General features: G+C 62.4%; 19 protein-coding genes. 6 read left to right on the forward strand and 13 right to left on the reverse strand.

Going from position 1 to position 12,967, the window contains the following annotated elements; translation table 11 throughout:
* Positions 1–4 precede the first annotated feature (4 nt).
* Both ACF8Q6_RS05690 and ACF8Q6_RS05695 read right to left on the reverse strand, forming a co-directional pair.
* Positions 5–853, reverse strand: a complete 849-nt coding sequence (locus tag ACF8Q6_RS05690) for a TauD/TfdA family dioxygenase (protein ID WP_012052451.1) — start codon at positions 851–853, stop codon at positions 5–7.
* Between the two features lie 13 nt (positions 854–866).
* Positions 867–1,847: a quinone oxidoreductase family protein gene (locus ACF8Q6_RS05695; RefSeq protein ID WP_392489819.1), complete on the reverse strand. Its 981-nt coding sequence runs from the start codon at positions 1,845–1,847 to the stop codon at positions 867–869.
* 228 nt (positions 1,848–2,075) lie between these two features.
* Here ACF8Q6_RS05695 and ACF8Q6_RS05700 point away from each other — a divergent pair, with 228 nt between their 5' ends.
* A complete protein-coding gene (locus ACF8Q6_RS05700; protein ID WP_003248274.1) occupies positions 2,076–2,282 on the forward strand; it encodes a hypothetical protein in 207 nt (68 codons plus the stop codon).
* A 42-nt stretch (positions 2,283–2,324) separates the two neighbouring features.
* On the opposite strand, the gene ACF8Q6_RS05705 is transcribed toward ACF8Q6_RS05700, so the two are convergent.
* Complete coding sequence (locus ACF8Q6_RS05705) at positions 2,325–2,684, reverse strand: hypothetical protein (protein ID WP_012052453.1); 360 nt, start codon at positions 2,682–2,684, stop codon at positions 2,325–2,327.
* Positions 2,685–2,851: 167 nt separating this feature from the next.
* On the opposite strand from ACF8Q6_RS05705, the gene ACF8Q6_RS05710 reads away from it, so the two are divergent.
* Positions 2,852–3,052 (forward strand): hypothetical protein, encoded by a 201-nt coding sequence (locus tag ACF8Q6_RS05710; RefSeq protein WP_014756518.1) that lies wholly within the window; start codon positions 2,852–2,854, stop codon positions 3,050–3,052.
* Between the two features lie 223 nt (positions 3,053–3,275).
* Here the strand turns inward: ACF8Q6_RS05710 and ACF8Q6_RS05715 are convergent, their stop codons facing one another.
* The 3 genes from ACF8Q6_RS05715 to ACF8Q6_RS05725 all read right to left on the reverse strand — a co-directional run bounded on the left by ACF8Q6_RS05715 (position 3,276) and on the right by ACF8Q6_RS05725 (position 4,836).
* On the reverse strand, positions 3,276–3,584 hold the full coding sequence (locus ACF8Q6_RS05715; RefSeq protein WP_019438490.1) for a hypothetical protein: 309 nt from the start codon (positions 3,582–3,584) through the stop codon (positions 3,276–3,278).
* 199 nt (positions 3,585–3,783) lie between these two features.
* The gene (locus ACF8Q6_RS05720) at positions 3,784–4,152 is read right to left on the reverse strand and encodes a hypothetical protein (protein ID WP_014859212.1); all 369 of its coding nucleotides are present in this window, start codon (positions 4,150–4,152) and stop codon (positions 3,784–3,786) included.
* A gap of 396 nt (positions 4,153–4,548) precedes the next feature.
* Entirely contained in the window at positions 4,549–4,836 is a 288-nt protein-coding gene (locus tag ACF8Q6_RS05725) for a hypothetical protein (RefSeq protein ID WP_012052457.1), read from the reverse strand.
* Between the two features lie 215 nt (positions 4,837–5,051).
* Here ACF8Q6_RS05725 and ACF8Q6_RS05730 point away from each other — a divergent pair, with 215 nt between their 5' ends.
* From ACF8Q6_RS05730 to ACF8Q6_RS05740, 3 genes are all read left to right on the forward strand, one after another.
* Complete coding sequence (locus ACF8Q6_RS05730) at positions 5,052–5,579, forward strand: DUF3455 domain-containing protein (RefSeq protein WP_392489818.1); 528 nt, start codon at positions 5,052–5,054, stop codon at positions 5,577–5,579.
* A gap of 103 nt (positions 5,580–5,682) precedes the next feature.
* A complete protein-coding gene (locus tag ACF8Q6_RS05735; RefSeq protein WP_010953906.1) occupies positions 5,683–6,231 on the forward strand; it encodes a sigma-70 family RNA polymerase sigma factor in 549 nt (182 codons plus the stop codon).
* Positions 6,228–6,920, forward strand: coding sequence for an anti-sigma factor domain-containing protein (locus ACF8Q6_RS05740; RefSeq protein ID WP_392489817.1), 693 nt, complete (start codon positions 6,228–6,230; stop codon positions 6,918–6,920). Before ACF8Q6_RS05735 ends, ACF8Q6_RS05740 begins: the two co-directional genes overlap by 4 nt.
* A gap of 52 nt (positions 6,921–6,972) precedes the next feature.
* Here the strand turns inward: ACF8Q6_RS05740 and ACF8Q6_RS05745 are convergent, their stop codons facing one another.
* From ACF8Q6_RS05745 to ACF8Q6_RS05775, 7 genes are all read right to left on the reverse strand, one after another.
* Positions 6,973–7,230 carry a hypothetical protein gene (locus tag ACF8Q6_RS05745; protein WP_014591103.1) on the reverse strand — a complete coding sequence of 86 codons (258 nt, stop codon included), beginning with the start codon at positions 7,228–7,230 and terminating at the stop codon, positions 6,973–6,975.
* A gap of 241 nt (positions 7,231–7,471) precedes the next feature.
* Entirely contained in the window at positions 7,472–7,909 is a 438-nt protein-coding gene (gene aroQ, locus ACF8Q6_RS05750; protein WP_010953903.1) for a type II 3-dehydroquinate dehydratase, read from the reverse strand.
* A gap of 4 nt (positions 7,910–7,913) precedes the next feature.
* The gene (aroE, locus tag ACF8Q6_RS05755) at positions 7,914–8,732 is read right to left on the reverse strand and encodes a shikimate dehydrogenase (RefSeq protein WP_392489816.1); all 819 of its coding nucleotides are present in this window, start codon (positions 8,730–8,732) and stop codon (positions 7,914–7,916) included.
* Positions 8,729–9,961: a CaiB/BaiF CoA transferase family protein gene (locus tag ACF8Q6_RS05760; RefSeq protein ID WP_392489815.1), complete on the reverse strand. Its 1,233-nt coding sequence runs from the start codon at positions 9,959–9,961 to the stop codon at positions 8,729–8,731. Before ACF8Q6_RS05760 ends, aroE begins: the two co-directional genes overlap by 4 nt.
* Positions 9,958–10,413: a MaoC family dehydratase gene (locus ACF8Q6_RS05765; RefSeq protein ID WP_161774470.1), complete on the reverse strand. Its 456-nt coding sequence runs from the start codon at positions 10,411–10,413 to the stop codon at positions 9,958–9,960. The genes ACF8Q6_RS05760 and ACF8Q6_RS05765 overlap by 4 nt, the downstream gene beginning before the upstream one ends.
* The gene (locus ACF8Q6_RS05770) at positions 10,410–10,808 is read right to left on the reverse strand and encodes a VOC family protein (RefSeq protein WP_003248238.1); all 399 of its coding nucleotides are present in this window, start codon (positions 10,806–10,808) and stop codon (positions 10,410–10,412) included. Before ACF8Q6_RS05770 ends, ACF8Q6_RS05765 begins: the two co-directional genes overlap by 4 nt.
* Positions 10,805–11,752 (reverse strand): ketopantoate reductase family protein, encoded by a 948-nt coding sequence (locus ACF8Q6_RS05775; protein ID WP_392489814.1) that lies wholly within the window; start codon positions 11,750–11,752, stop codon positions 10,805–10,807. Before ACF8Q6_RS05775 ends, ACF8Q6_RS05770 begins: the two co-directional genes overlap by 4 nt.
* 93 nt (positions 11,753–11,845) lie before the next feature.
* Here ACF8Q6_RS05775 and ACF8Q6_RS05780 point away from each other — a divergent pair, with 93 nt between their 5' ends.
* Positions 11,846–12,745, forward strand: a complete 900-nt coding sequence (locus ACF8Q6_RS05780) for a LysR family transcriptional regulator (protein ID WP_003248234.1) — start codon at positions 11,846–11,848, stop codon at positions 12,743–12,745.
* Positions 12,746–12,967 lie beyond the last annotated feature (222 nt).

Below are 12,967 nucleotides of genomic sequence, written 5' to 3' on the forward strand. Positions count from 1 at the left end.
AGGCTTAGAACGTGCGGCTGCCCTTGATCCCGGCACGCTCCATCTTGCGATGGCATGGCGGGTAGTCCATGACGGCGTAATGCTGGGTGCTGCGGTTGTCCCAAATCGCCACGCTGTTGGGCTTCCAGCGCCAGCGCACCTGGTATTCGGGCAGGTAGGCCTGGCTGATCAGGTAACGCAGCAGGTCGCCGGCGCCCGGGTTTGCATCCTGGCCGAAACGCACCCGCTGCGGGGTGTGGTAGTTGCTGAAGTGGGTGGTGAAGGCGTTGACGAACAGCACCTGCTCCCCCGTTTCCGGGTGGGTGCGTACGACCGGGTGCTCGGCGTCGGGGAACTGCGCCTTGAGTGCCAGCCGTTTGTCCAGCGGCATTGCAGCGCCGAAGCTGGCCTCGATGCTGTGGCGGGCGCGCAGGTCTTCGATTCTGGCCTTTACATCGTTTGGCAGGTTCTCATAGGCCAGCACCATGTTCGCCCACAAGGTGTCGCCGCCTACCGGCGGGCATTCCACACAGCGCAGCACACACCCCATGGGCGGTGCCTCACGCCAGGTGGCATCGGTGTGCCAGGCATTTTCATAGCGGTCGTTGGGCTGGTCCGGGCGCTTGTAGATCTGCACCAGCCCCGGGTGCTCCGGGTCGCTCCCGGCCACCGGGTGGTCCTCCAGCTCGCCGAAGCGGCGGGCGAAGGCCACGTGCTCGGCACGGCTGAAGTGCTGGTCGCGCAGGAACAGCACACGGTGCTGGAGCAACTGCTGGCGCAACTGGGCGAACAGTTCGTCATCGTGAATCGCATCGGCCAGGTTGACGCCACTCACCTCGGCACCGATCGCGCAGGTCAGTTGTTCAATGTGCATGCTGTTGCCCTCTTCAGATGACGAAGATCGACGAGCCCGTGGTTTTGCGGGCTTCCAGGTCACGGTGGGCCTGTACCGCGTCCTGCAGGGCGTAGTGCTGATTAATTTCGATACGAATGCGCCCTCTGCTGACGTGGTCGAACAATTCGCCGGCCAGGTCAGCCTTTTCTGCCGGATCGGCGATGAAGTCGGCCAGTGCCGGGCGGGTAAGCTGCAGCGAACCCTTGATTGCCAACAACTGCGGGTCGAACGGCGGGATGGTGCCCGACGCCGTGCCGACGCAAACCATCAGCCCGCGGCGCTTGAGCGAATCGAGCGAGCCGGTGAAGGTGGTCTTGCCGACACTGTCGAACACGACGTTCACCCCTACCCCGTCGGTCAGTTCGCGCACGCGGCTGGCGACGTCTTCGACGCTGTAGTTGATGATGTGGTTGCAGCCATGGGCGCGGGCTACCTCGGCCTTGGCCTCGGTGGATACTGTGCCGATCACGTTCAGCCCAAGCAGCCGCGCCCACTGCGCGACAATCAGGCCCACCCCGCCAGCAGCCGCATGCAGAAGCACGCTGTCACCAGGTTTGAAGTCATACAGCCGGCGTAACAGGTAGGCCGAGGTCAGGCCACGCATGGTCATGGCGGCAGCAGTCTCGAAGGCAATGGTTTCCGGCAGCTTGATCAGCGCCGCAGCGGGGATCAGGCGCTCGGTGCAATAGGCTCCCAGGGTATTGAGGAAACCGGTATAGGTGACCCGGTCACCGACCACCACCTGGGTCACGCCTTCGCCCACCGCCTCCACCACCCCGGCAGCTTCAACGCCGATGCCATTGGGCAGCGCGATTGGGTAAGTGCCGTTGCGAAAGTAGGTGTCGGCATAGTTCAGGCCCACCGCCACCTGGCGCAAACGAACCTGCCCGGGGCCGGGCTCGCCAACCTCGGCGTCCTCGTAGCGCAATACCTCGGGGCCACCGGTCTGATGGAAACGTACCACTTTGGACATGCTTGTCTCTCCAATCATCGATCTGGACGTCAGGCGTCAGTGTTGGGTGATTGGACTGTATGCCCTTGGCTTGCGGGGTGCTTCGCATCGGACGACAGCGGGTTTTCATTTGATGACAGCACGTGTCGACGCACCGGTGTTCGGACCAGCGCCTTTATTCATGAGGCTGCTTGATGGTTGCCTCTTGCGAGACTAATACTTAAATCTCTGCCTGGGGAGGCACGAAAAATGCAACCAAGATTCGTTATCGTTCCCGCTGTACCGATCGAAAAGGAATCGTTCCGCGTTGGCAGCCGCTACTACGCCGCTACCGTGTGTGGAGGGTTCGACATTTATGACAATCAGGCAAAGGAGCGGCTCAAGCCGAGCTATCCGAGCCGCACGGAGGCGCAGGTGAAATGCGAGCATTTGAACAAGCGGGATGAGTTGGGGTAACTGCAGGAGATCGGGGCGGCTCAACCCGCTCGGGGCACGGGTTCAATCCAGGCATTGCTTGGCAGCCTGGCGTAATTTGTCGCCAGACAGAAAGCTGCCCTTGTAGAAGGTCGCGCGGCTGCCCTCGTGAGCGTCAACCACATCAAGCACATCGTCGCTTGCCACGGCGCTTGGCGCCGTGAGCCGGTAGCCATGGGCTATCGACTTCTGCGTGGCCTGTGGGGCCAGCGCCTGCCATTTTGGCAGGACACAGGCGGCGTACTGCTGCGGCGATTTTTGGGTCAGTTTGCTGGCAGTGGGTTTGCCGGGGGTAGCGCAACCGGCGAGGCTGGCAACCAACACAGTGGCGATAAAAATACGAATGTCAGGCATTTGCAATCGACCGTTATGGATACGCTGCATTCTAACGGGCGTGACGCCGCGTTACTAATCAACCAAAGTCTTGCTGCAGGACGACGCCCAAGCGGGATCCGTGCAGCGCACCTGATATTTCTGCCAGTAGCCGGGGCACGCCGCAACAGTGAAACTCCCGAGGGACATCACACCACGACTCGGCAGGGCTTCATACCATGCAAACGAACGCCAACCACACTCAGTTCTTCTATCAGAACGGCAAACTCGTCACCCTTAAAACCGGTGAACAGGGCCATAGTATCTTTCGCTCGCCGGACGTCCCCCTTGCCGAGCGACAATCAGACGACACCGACGCCGGCGGATTGCTGGCAACTGACGACAAGGGTTCGGTGCTGCAGGTACAGGAGAAAAGCTGAAGCCCTGAGGATACTCCGGCGCCATTGCGAGCCAAACCCGGGGTCAGGGCTTGGCTCCCCTGTACAACACGATGGCTGCTATATCCAGGGCCAACACACTGCCGACAACCAGGAACATGATGTACAGATCTTCAGAGAGCATTGCCGTATCCCCCAGATGCGCCGGTTTCAATGGGGTATGCAATTACTGATCCCGTCAGCGCATCAGGTAGCGAGCTGCGACTCAGCTGAACTTCAACTTGACCACTTTGCTCAGCGCCCAGCCACTGAAGACATAGAACGCATCCAGGTAGAAGCGCCCTGCATAGTTGGGCAACGGTGATTGATTCAACAGCACATCCGGCTCGGGCGCGGGAGGAAACAGTGCATAAAAGCCGTTGGGCAGAACTGCCAGTACCAGCAGCAACAGGTAAGTCGAGGCTTGTAGCAGGGTGGCACGATTACTGGATCTGGCGGACCACTTCAGCCCGTAGTAGGCAACCAGGCCGGCAACAGGCAAAACCCAGAAATGCGTCGGAATCCCAATGAACATTTCGGCGACTACGCTTCTTGCTTCCACCTGCGACTCTCCATCCAAATACAACGATTATTACGGGCGGGGCCGGCAAATGCAAAGCAACGCTGCTCAGGCCATACCGGCTCCACCCGCCCTTTTTGAACGTTGCCGGGCAGGCGATCGGCAGACAAAAAGCCCGCTCTCGACGGCGGGCTATTGGTGTGGGGTTGGATGATTACGCTTTTGAACACATCAGTGCAGCATCCAGCAACCTGCCATGGTCGTACCAGGCATCACGTTGATAGGCCGTGAAGTGGCGCTCGTTTCCCGTGTCCCGCAACTCTACAAGACCCTCTGCCTTGTCGGGGTCAGTGCTTTCGACGAAAAGCCTGACCGCGTTATCACCCTCGACTTCATAGGTTTTCACATTCCCTTGTAGCTCGCCTTTGACGCAGCCCAGATAAGCGGGTGGGCTTTTCACGGTAGTGCCAGCGGTATAATCGTGGCTGTCACGCACATCAGGGTTTTGTGCGCAGCCTGCGACGAACAACGAGGCTGCCCCAATTACCAGTATTGCACCTGCTCGCGAACTTGAGTTTTTCACGCGACACGCTCCTGCAGCCCCATCGAAAACTGGGAAATGTTGCCAAGCAGCCTGCCCTTTTTTTAGTTTTGTCCTGCCCATGTTACTGCGCAACGACAACAGGGCATCAGGTTTGTTTGCTATTTCGGGGCGTTTTCCTCACGCCCTGCCTTGCCCCGATTACGAGTAAGGCCTACCCCATAACCGGGGTCAGGGAATGGCATTGAGAAACACATAAGTCGCCGCCAGATCCAGTACCAGCACAGCAACCACGCTGAAAATCATGTAATAGCGGTCATCCTGAGTCATTTCTGCGTACTCCGCATGATCAATGTCTCAGGGGTCACAGCAATTCTCGTTCCAGCGCCCAGGAGCAGCCCGCTGACACCGCGCCAGCCAAACAGCGCAATCGCGCAGTCAGTCCTTGATCTGGCATACGCCATTGGCTTTGTTCTTACCGGTATACGAGACGTCAGGTGACCCGTCCGGGTTGATCGACAACGATACCGTTACCCCGCCACCTTTGGCCTCGAAATAGTTGTCATTGAATTTTTTCAGCGTGGCTTCCTTGCCATTGATATAGACAGGCCCACCTTTATCGGCATGGACCTCGATATTGCCGGGGCATGTTGCGTTCAACAGCGGAATACCGGCGTGGGCCGCGCCCGATGCGGCAAGCAACAGGCCTAGTAACAAACGCTTCATTTGCAGTGTCCTCGTGGGGTTGTCGGGGTGCGCGCGTTATAGCAGTCCTGCGATGGCGAAGAGGCTCATCGCTCGTTCGAGAGGGTAGGCAAGCACATGCAGGCTCATCTCGCTACGCATTTTTTTCATTCCGTGCATCCAGTCCACCCGTTGGCGGGTATTGCTAGTGGGCGGCCTTTGACTGCCCGGCCCACTGACTTTCAGGAGCACTGCAAATGAACTTCAAATACTCCGCCTGCCTGCTTGCCTGCAGCCTCGCCCTTGCGCTGCCGCCCGCCCTCGCCCAGACCGCGCTGCCGGACGCAGTCAAAGTCCCTGATGGCCATCGCGTCCTGCTCGAAACCGTCGGTGTCGGCGAGATCACCTACGAGTGCCGCGACAAGGCCAACACCCCCGGTCAGACCGAATGGACTTTCGTCGGCCCCAAGGCAGTGCTCAATGACCGTGGCGGTAAACAGGTGGGCGACTACTTTGGCCCACCCGCTACCTGGCAGGCCAAGGATGGCTCGAAAGTCACCGGCACCCAGCTGGCAGTGGCACCGGCGGACAAAGGCGCCATACCCTATCAACTGGTCAAGGCCAACCCGGCCGAAGGCAAAGGCGCCATGCAAGGTGTCAGCTATATACAGCGCCTGGCCACCCGCGGCGGTGTGGCGCCGTCAGTCGATTGCACGGCGCAGAACAAAGGTGCCAGGCAGGTCGTCCAGTACCAGGCTGACTATGTGTTCTGGACAGCCAAGTGACACGCACCTGACCCAACGCCCTGCGAGTGATGATCTACGCTCGATGACAAGCCCCCCGGCTGGATGGCCGGGGTACTTGCCTTACACAAGGAAGCCACACACGTTGAACTCGCCGGCCGCCCCCTTCGACTTCCACCGCTGCCTGTTAGCCTGTGCACAGGGTGACCGGCGGGCCCTGCAGGCGCTCTACGATCACGAAGGCGCGCGCCTGCTGGGCGTTGCCCGGCGTATCGCACGAGACGACGCCACCGCAGAAGACATCGTCCACGATGCGATCATCCGCATCTGGACCCGCGCAGCCAGCTACGACCCGGCGCGCGGCTCGGCTCGAGGCTGGATCTACAGCATTACCCGTCACCTGGCGCTGAACTCGATACGCGATACCCGCCGTGAAACTGTACTGACTGATGCCGACACCGAAACTGCGTCAACATTGCACGGGAGGGTTGATGACCTTGACCTCTGGTCCGGCTCAGCAAAGATTTACCGCTGCCTTGAACAACTGCAGCCCGCACCGCAACGCTGCATCCTGCACGCCTACGTGGACGGCTGCAGCCACGCCGAGATAGCCGGTTTATTGGGCGCGCCACTGGGCACTGTCAAGGCCTGGATCAAACGCAGCCTCAAAGCGCTACGGGAGTGCCTGGAATGAAGCCCGATCCTGCCGAAGAACTGGACAGCCTCGCCGGGGAATATGTGCTGGGGACCTTGTCGCCGGAGCAATATGCCGCGGCGGCCGAACGCCTGCGTACCGACCCCGCGCTTCGCGCCGCCGTGGATGCCTGGGAGGCCCGGCTGCTGGAGCTGACCGCGCTGTCTACCCCGCAGCCCCCAAGCCCCCGCCTGTGGCGCCGTATCCAGCGCAGCCTCGACGAGCTGCCCGCACCGCACACGCAGGCTCGCTGGTGGCAACGCCTGGGCCTGTGGCAAGGGCTCAGCGCCGCAGGGCTGGCTGCAAGCCTGCTGCTGGCGTTTACCTTGCTGACAACGCCCCCCTCTACCACGCAATACCTGGTGGTGCTGGTGGCGCCGAACAGCCAGGCCCCCGGCTGGGTGGTGCAGGCCAGCGACAGCCACATGATCGAACTGCTGCCGCTGGGTAAGGACAAGGTCCCCGACGGCATGGCCCTGCAGTTCTGGACCAAGGGCGAGCAATGGCATGCTCCGGTTTCGCTTGGCCTGGTCAAACCGGGCGAACCCTATCGAGTTCCGCTGGAAAGTTTGCCACCCCTGGAGGCCGATCAACTGTTCGAGCTGACGCTGGAGAAAGCCGGTGGTTCGCCGACCGGTCTGCCGACAGGGCCGGTGAAGTTCATTGGTCGCGCGGTGAAAGTGATATGACACGACAGGGCCGCAGAACGTGACTGCGGCCTTCGCAAGGCTGGACCTATGGTCAGGCGCGGATCACCTCAAGGCGATCCCGCCCAGCCTCTGTGATGGCGTTCTCTCCTTCATCGCTGATGCGATAACGTCCTGACACCATTTTGGTAATTGAGAACCGGACCAGCCCGCTTTGGGACAAGGCTTGGCCTGCTTCGAAGCTCATTGCCTGCTCCAGGTCGAAGATCTTGATCTCTCCGATTTTGTAGCGTGCAAACGCGACCAAAGCGTTATCCAGTTCTTGTTGACTGATCGTTGTAGCGACGTCCATTCGACCTCCCAGGTCATGAGAGCCCCGGTCCGTGGGGTTGGAGGCAACGAACCGGGTGGCTTGTTGAAGGCGGACCGTACTATGCAGTCACGGAAGTCGCTACTGGCTTTCCATCCATGCTGGATGGGTAGGCAGCACGACAGCCGCCACACCTACGGTCACTTCAGGCGCCGTCGCCGCATGCCCCGCGTCACCTGCTTCGCGGGTAAAACCACTCGCAGATCCGCCCCCTGCGCCCTGCTCAGACCATGCTCATCGCCGCACGCAGCGCCAGCAGGTAGGTTTCGACACCAAACCCGCAGATCTGCCCGCGCACCACCTCGGCAAATACCGAGTGATGGCGGAACGGCTCCCTGGCATGGATGTTGGACATGTGCACTTCTACCACCGGCACTTCGATAATGGCCAATGCATCGCGAATGCCGTAGCTGTAATGCGTCCAGGCACCGGCATTGATCAGCACCGCATCCACCCGGTCCTCATAGGCCTGATGGATGCGTTCGCACATGGCGCCCTCGAAGTTGCTCTGGAAGCTCTCGACCTGCGCCCCCAGCTCTTCGCCCAGGGCTTGCAACGCCTGGTCGATGTCGGCCAGGGTCGCTGTGCCGTACTGGCGCGGGTCGCGCTTGCCGAACATGTTGTGGTTGATGCCATGCAGCATCAGTACATTGGCGACCATCGACCTACTCCAGGGGAATCGTCAGCTGATCGATCACGGCACGTGTATCGGGCCGCACCCCGCGCCACCAGGCGAACGCCTCGGCGGCCTGCTCCACCAGCATGCCGACGCCATCGGCCAGGCGCGCCTGACCCTGCTCGCGAGCCAGGCGCAGGAAAGGCGTGAGGCCTTTGCCATAGGCCAGCTCGTAGGCCAAGGCCGCCTCACCCAGCACATCAGCCGGCAGTGGCGGCAAGTCAGCGGTCAGGCTCGCCGAGGTGGCGTTGACCACGATGTCGAACGATTGCCCCTCCAGCGCTTCGTAGCGGCTGATGCGCAGACGCGGGTGATCGAGCTCGTTACGCAGCGCCAGCGCCTTGGCCATGTCCCGGTTGGCGATCACCAGCTCCCGTGGCCCTGCCTGCAGGAACGGCAGCAACGCCCCGCGCACCGCGCCGCCAGCGCCCAGCAGCAGCACACGGCGGTTGTGCAGCGGCTGGCCAAGGTTCTCCTCGATGTCCCGCAGCAAACCGATGCCATCGAAGTTCTCGGCGACGATGCGGCCATCCTCGAACTTCAGCGCATTGGCCGCCCGTGCCAATTGCGCCCGCTCGCTGCGCCGGTCGGCCAGCTCGAAGGCACGCAGCTTGAACGGGGCAGTGATGTTCATGCCCTTCCCGCCTTCGCTACGAAACTGCAGTACCTGGGCCTCGAAGTCTTCCAGCGAGCCCTCGATAGCCCCGTATTCCAGCTGCTGGTTGCTGGCCTGGGCGAACAGGCCATGAATCAGCGGGGACTTGGTGTGGTTGATCGGTCGGCCGATCACTGCGTAGCGGTCGCTCATCGTGCATCTCCGTGGGTAAACAACACGCCATCCGCCTGCAAGGCAGTGATCTCTTCAGGGCTGAAGCCAAGCCCGGCGGCCACTTCGGCGTTGTGCTGGCCAAGGTCCGGGGCTACTTGGTGAATCGTGGTATCGCAGTCGGAAAAGCGGAACGGCAGGTTGGCCAGGCGCAGCGTGCCGTAGCGTGGGTGTTGCTGCTCGATGACCATGTTGCGTGCCTGGATCTGCGGGTCGGCCAGCACTTCGTCGATGCGTTGGACCTTGGCACTGGGGATGTCGATGCCATCGAGCAACGCCAGGATCTCGACCACCCGACGCGCGCCGACCCAATCGCGGACCACCGCCAGGATCGCCTCGCGGTGGGCGTTGCGGCCGTTGAGGCTGTGGTAGCGGCGGTCGCTGCCGAACCCGGGCGGGCCGCCGTTGGCTTCGAGCATGGTCGCGAAGCGCTGCCAGGCATCGTCGACCTGGGCGGCGATCACCAGGTCGCCGTCGGTGGCGCGGAACACGCCGTACAGGGTCGAAGTGGGCATGTCGTGGCCGGTCTGCTGGGGCAACACAGTGCCACCGGACAGCGTGTAACACTGCACCGCGTATTCGTGCATCGACACCAGGGTGTCGTACAGCGCCATGTCGATGTGCTGGCCACGGCCACTGCTCACCCGGCCGAGCAGCGCGGCATTGATCGCCGCCACCGCGTGGATGCCGGTGTACATGTCGCCCAGGGAAATACGCAGCAGCGGCGGTGCCTCGCCCGGCACCCCAACCATCTGCATGATCCCGCTCTTGGCCTCGGCGATCAGGCCGAAGCCGGCGCGGTGGGCGTCCGGCCCGGTATGGCCGTAGGCGGAAATCGAGCAGTACACCAGGCGCGGGTTGCGCGCCGACAGCTCGGCGTAGCCCAGGCCCAGCTTGTCCAGGGCGCCGGGGCGGTAGTTCTCGATGAACACGTCGGCCGAATCGGTCAGGCGCTGCATGAACGCCTTGCCGCGCGGGTCCTTCATGTTGACGCTGACGCCCTGCTTGCCCATGTTCAGCTGCAGGAAATAGCCGCTCTGCTGGTCGTCCAGGGTGAACGCATGCTGGCGGCCAGCGTCGCCGCTACCCGGCCGCTCGACCTTGATCACCTCTGCGCCGAGCGCCGCCAGGCAACGGCCGACATAGGGGCCGGCGAGGAAGTGGCTGTAGTCAATGACGCGGATACCCGCCAATGGTAATGCCTGGCTCATGCTGCAGCCCTGCGCGGCACCATCAACCGGTGCTCGCCACGTTGCACGACTTCGCCGTGCTGGTTGATCAGCTCCGAAGGCAGCACCACGATGCCCCAGCCAGGTCGGCTGTTGCTCGGGCGCATCGCCCCCACCCGCATGCGCACGTGGAGCACGTCATTGACCTTGATCGGCAGCACGAAGTCCCAGGTCCAGCCCAGCGACATGCCCGGCACGAAGCGGTACTCGCACTGGGTCTTCAGGCCGTCGGCGATCGACAGCCCGAACAGGCCGTGGGCGACCAGGCAGCCAAAGTGGCTGGCGTTGGCGTAGGCCTCATCGACATGTACCGGGGTGTGGTCGCCGGTGAGGTCGGCGTAGGCCAGGATGCGTTCGCGGGTCACGGTGTAGGTCGGGCTGATGCACTCATCGCCTTCGTGGGCATCGTCCCAGTACTTTTCAATCACGCTCATGCCTGCACCTCCGCGCGCGGGTCGATGGCCAGTGCCTGGGCTACGCATTTGGCCGGCAGCGCCTGGATGAACTCCACCGCCAGGCCATCAGGCAGGCGTAACCAGTTACGGCCCTGGGGCATTTCGCTGACGCCAAAGCGCTGGGCAGCGGCCAGTGCCGCTTCCAGGTCTTCGCACATGATGCCCAGGTGCGCCAGGCGCCCTTCCGGGCCAGCGAAGTCCGGCTGGTGAATGAACTGCAGGCCGCCGAGGGTCCAGTACTGTGCCGGCTGCTCGACGTCACCCTGCACTTCACGCATGGTCATGCCGCACACCTCGCTGAAAAAGCGGATATGCCATTGAATGTCCTGCACCCAGAACGCCACGTGTTCGAGGTAGGCTTTTGACTGGCTCATGGGGTTTCCCTCTTCTGCTGATCGGCCATGGCGCGCTCGATACCCTTGATGCAGGCCACCAGGGTCGCGTTGACCGGCGTGGCCACGCCATGGCGCTGGCCCCAGCGCACGACGGAGCCGTTGATGAAGTCGATTTCGGTGATCGAGTTTTTTTCCAGGCTCTGCAGCATCGAGGTACGGAAGCTCGCCGGCAGACCCTCGGCGGCCAGTGACCAGGCAGCCTCGGGGCTGGTCAGACTCAAGCGGATGCCGGCGCGCTCGGCCACGGCGATGGCCTCGGCCACGGCGGCCTTGGCGGTGCTTTCCAGCAGCGGCTCGCTGTACAGCTGGCCGTAACTGAGCATGGTGATGCCGCTCAATGCACCGGTGGCGACGTTGACCAGCAGCTTGTCCCACATGGTGCCGAGGATGTTGTCGCTGACCGTGGTGGCCAGCCCGGCATTGTTGAACGCTTCGGCGATGGCCTGCACGCGGGGCGTCAGCTGGCCGTCGAGCTCACCGATGAAAGTCTGTTTGCCGGCCACACCGGCGCGGATCGAGCCCGGTGCGAGTAGCACGCCGCCGACATAGGTCTTGCCAGCCAGCACCCGCTGGCGACCCACCACTTCGGCCAGGATGTCCTCGTGGCCGAGGCCGTTCTGCAGCGACAGCACCAGCGTCTGTGGGCCTATCAGCGCGAGGGCACCGGCGATGGCCTCGGCAGTGTGAAACGACTTCACCAGCACCACCACCAAATCGGTCACGCCAACGTCTTCGGCTTCGATGGCCGCGTTGACCGGCACATAGCGCTCGCCCCGTTCGTCCTGCACCCGTAGCCCATGCTGGTTCATCGCCTCGAAATGCGCGCGGCCGCGGTTCAGCAGCCAGGTTTCATGCCCTGCCTCGCTCAGGGCTGCGCCAATGGCGCACCCCAGTGCACCGGCGCCCAGAATGCAGATTTTCACGTCGCAGACCTCCTGTGATTTGCGATCACCTTATGCAGCTGGGTTTATTTGAGCTATACAATGACCTCAATACAGCTATTGAGAATTTCAATAATGACTACCCTGGAGGCCCTGCCCGAACCCAAGCTGCTGCAGCTGTTCGACGTGCTGTACCAATGCCGCAGCGTGACCCGTGCCGCCGAACAGTTAGGGCAGAGCCAGCCGACCATCAGCATCTGGCTGGCGCGCCTGCGCGAGCAATTGAACGACCCGCTGTTCGTGCGCACGCCGGGCGGCATGGCCCCTACCCCCCGCGCCGATCAGCTGATAGGGCCGTGCCGCGAGGTGCTGGAATCGCTGCGCCGGCTGACCGCCTGGGAGCCGCAGTTCATCGCCGCCACAGCGCAGCGGCGTTTTCGCCTGTGTGTCAGCGATGCCAGCCACATCACCTTGCTGCCAAGCATCCTCAACCATCTGCGCAGCCATGCCCCGGGCATCCGCCTGGAGGCGGCGCGGATCGACGGCAATACCGAGAGCGCGCTGGAGTCGGGCGAAGCGGACCTGGCCATCGGCTTCGTGCCCTGGCTGGGAGGGGGGATGTATCAGCAGGTGCTGTTCGAGCAGGACTGGGTGTGCCTGAGCAACCCGCAGCATCCGCGCCTGGGCGATGGCATGAGCCTGGAGCGGTATCGGGCCGAGGGGCATGTGCAGATCAGTTTCGGCACCGGGCAGAAGCTGTTGGAAGCGGGATTGGCGCGGGCCGGGATCGAACGGCGGATCATGCTCGAGCTGCCAGCGTTTCTCGGGTTGGGGATGATAATCGGGACTACCGACCTACTGGGCACCTTGCCGCGGCATATCGGGCAGACACTGGCCGATATGCATGGGCTACAGGTCCATGACTGCCCGTTCGAAGTGGAGGGGTTCACGGTCAAACAGCATTGGCATGCCCGCTATCATCAGGACAATGGAAATCGATGGTTGAGGGAAGTCGTGCGCGGATTGTTTCAGTAGCCAGCCAAGCAGGATCCCGTTTCGACTTGGATAGCTGATGTGATTCAGGCCATCCGCCATGGCCGCAAGCCCATCTTCGTGAAGGACGTGGATCAGTCACGGATCCCGGACAAATCCGCTTCTGCAGCCGCGCGCGCAACTGCCGATCGGGCAGAGCAGTTGTCTTGCGACTAGCTTTACCTCGGACAGCGAAATCTCCGTTCAAAGCTCAACCAGGTAAAG

The organism is Pseudomonas sp. GLN_2 (assembly GCF_043106005.1).
In the GTDB taxonomy this organism is placed as follows: Bacteria; Pseudomonadota; Gammaproteobacteria; order Pseudomonadales; family Pseudomonadaceae; genus Aquipseudomonas; species Aquipseudomonas alloputida.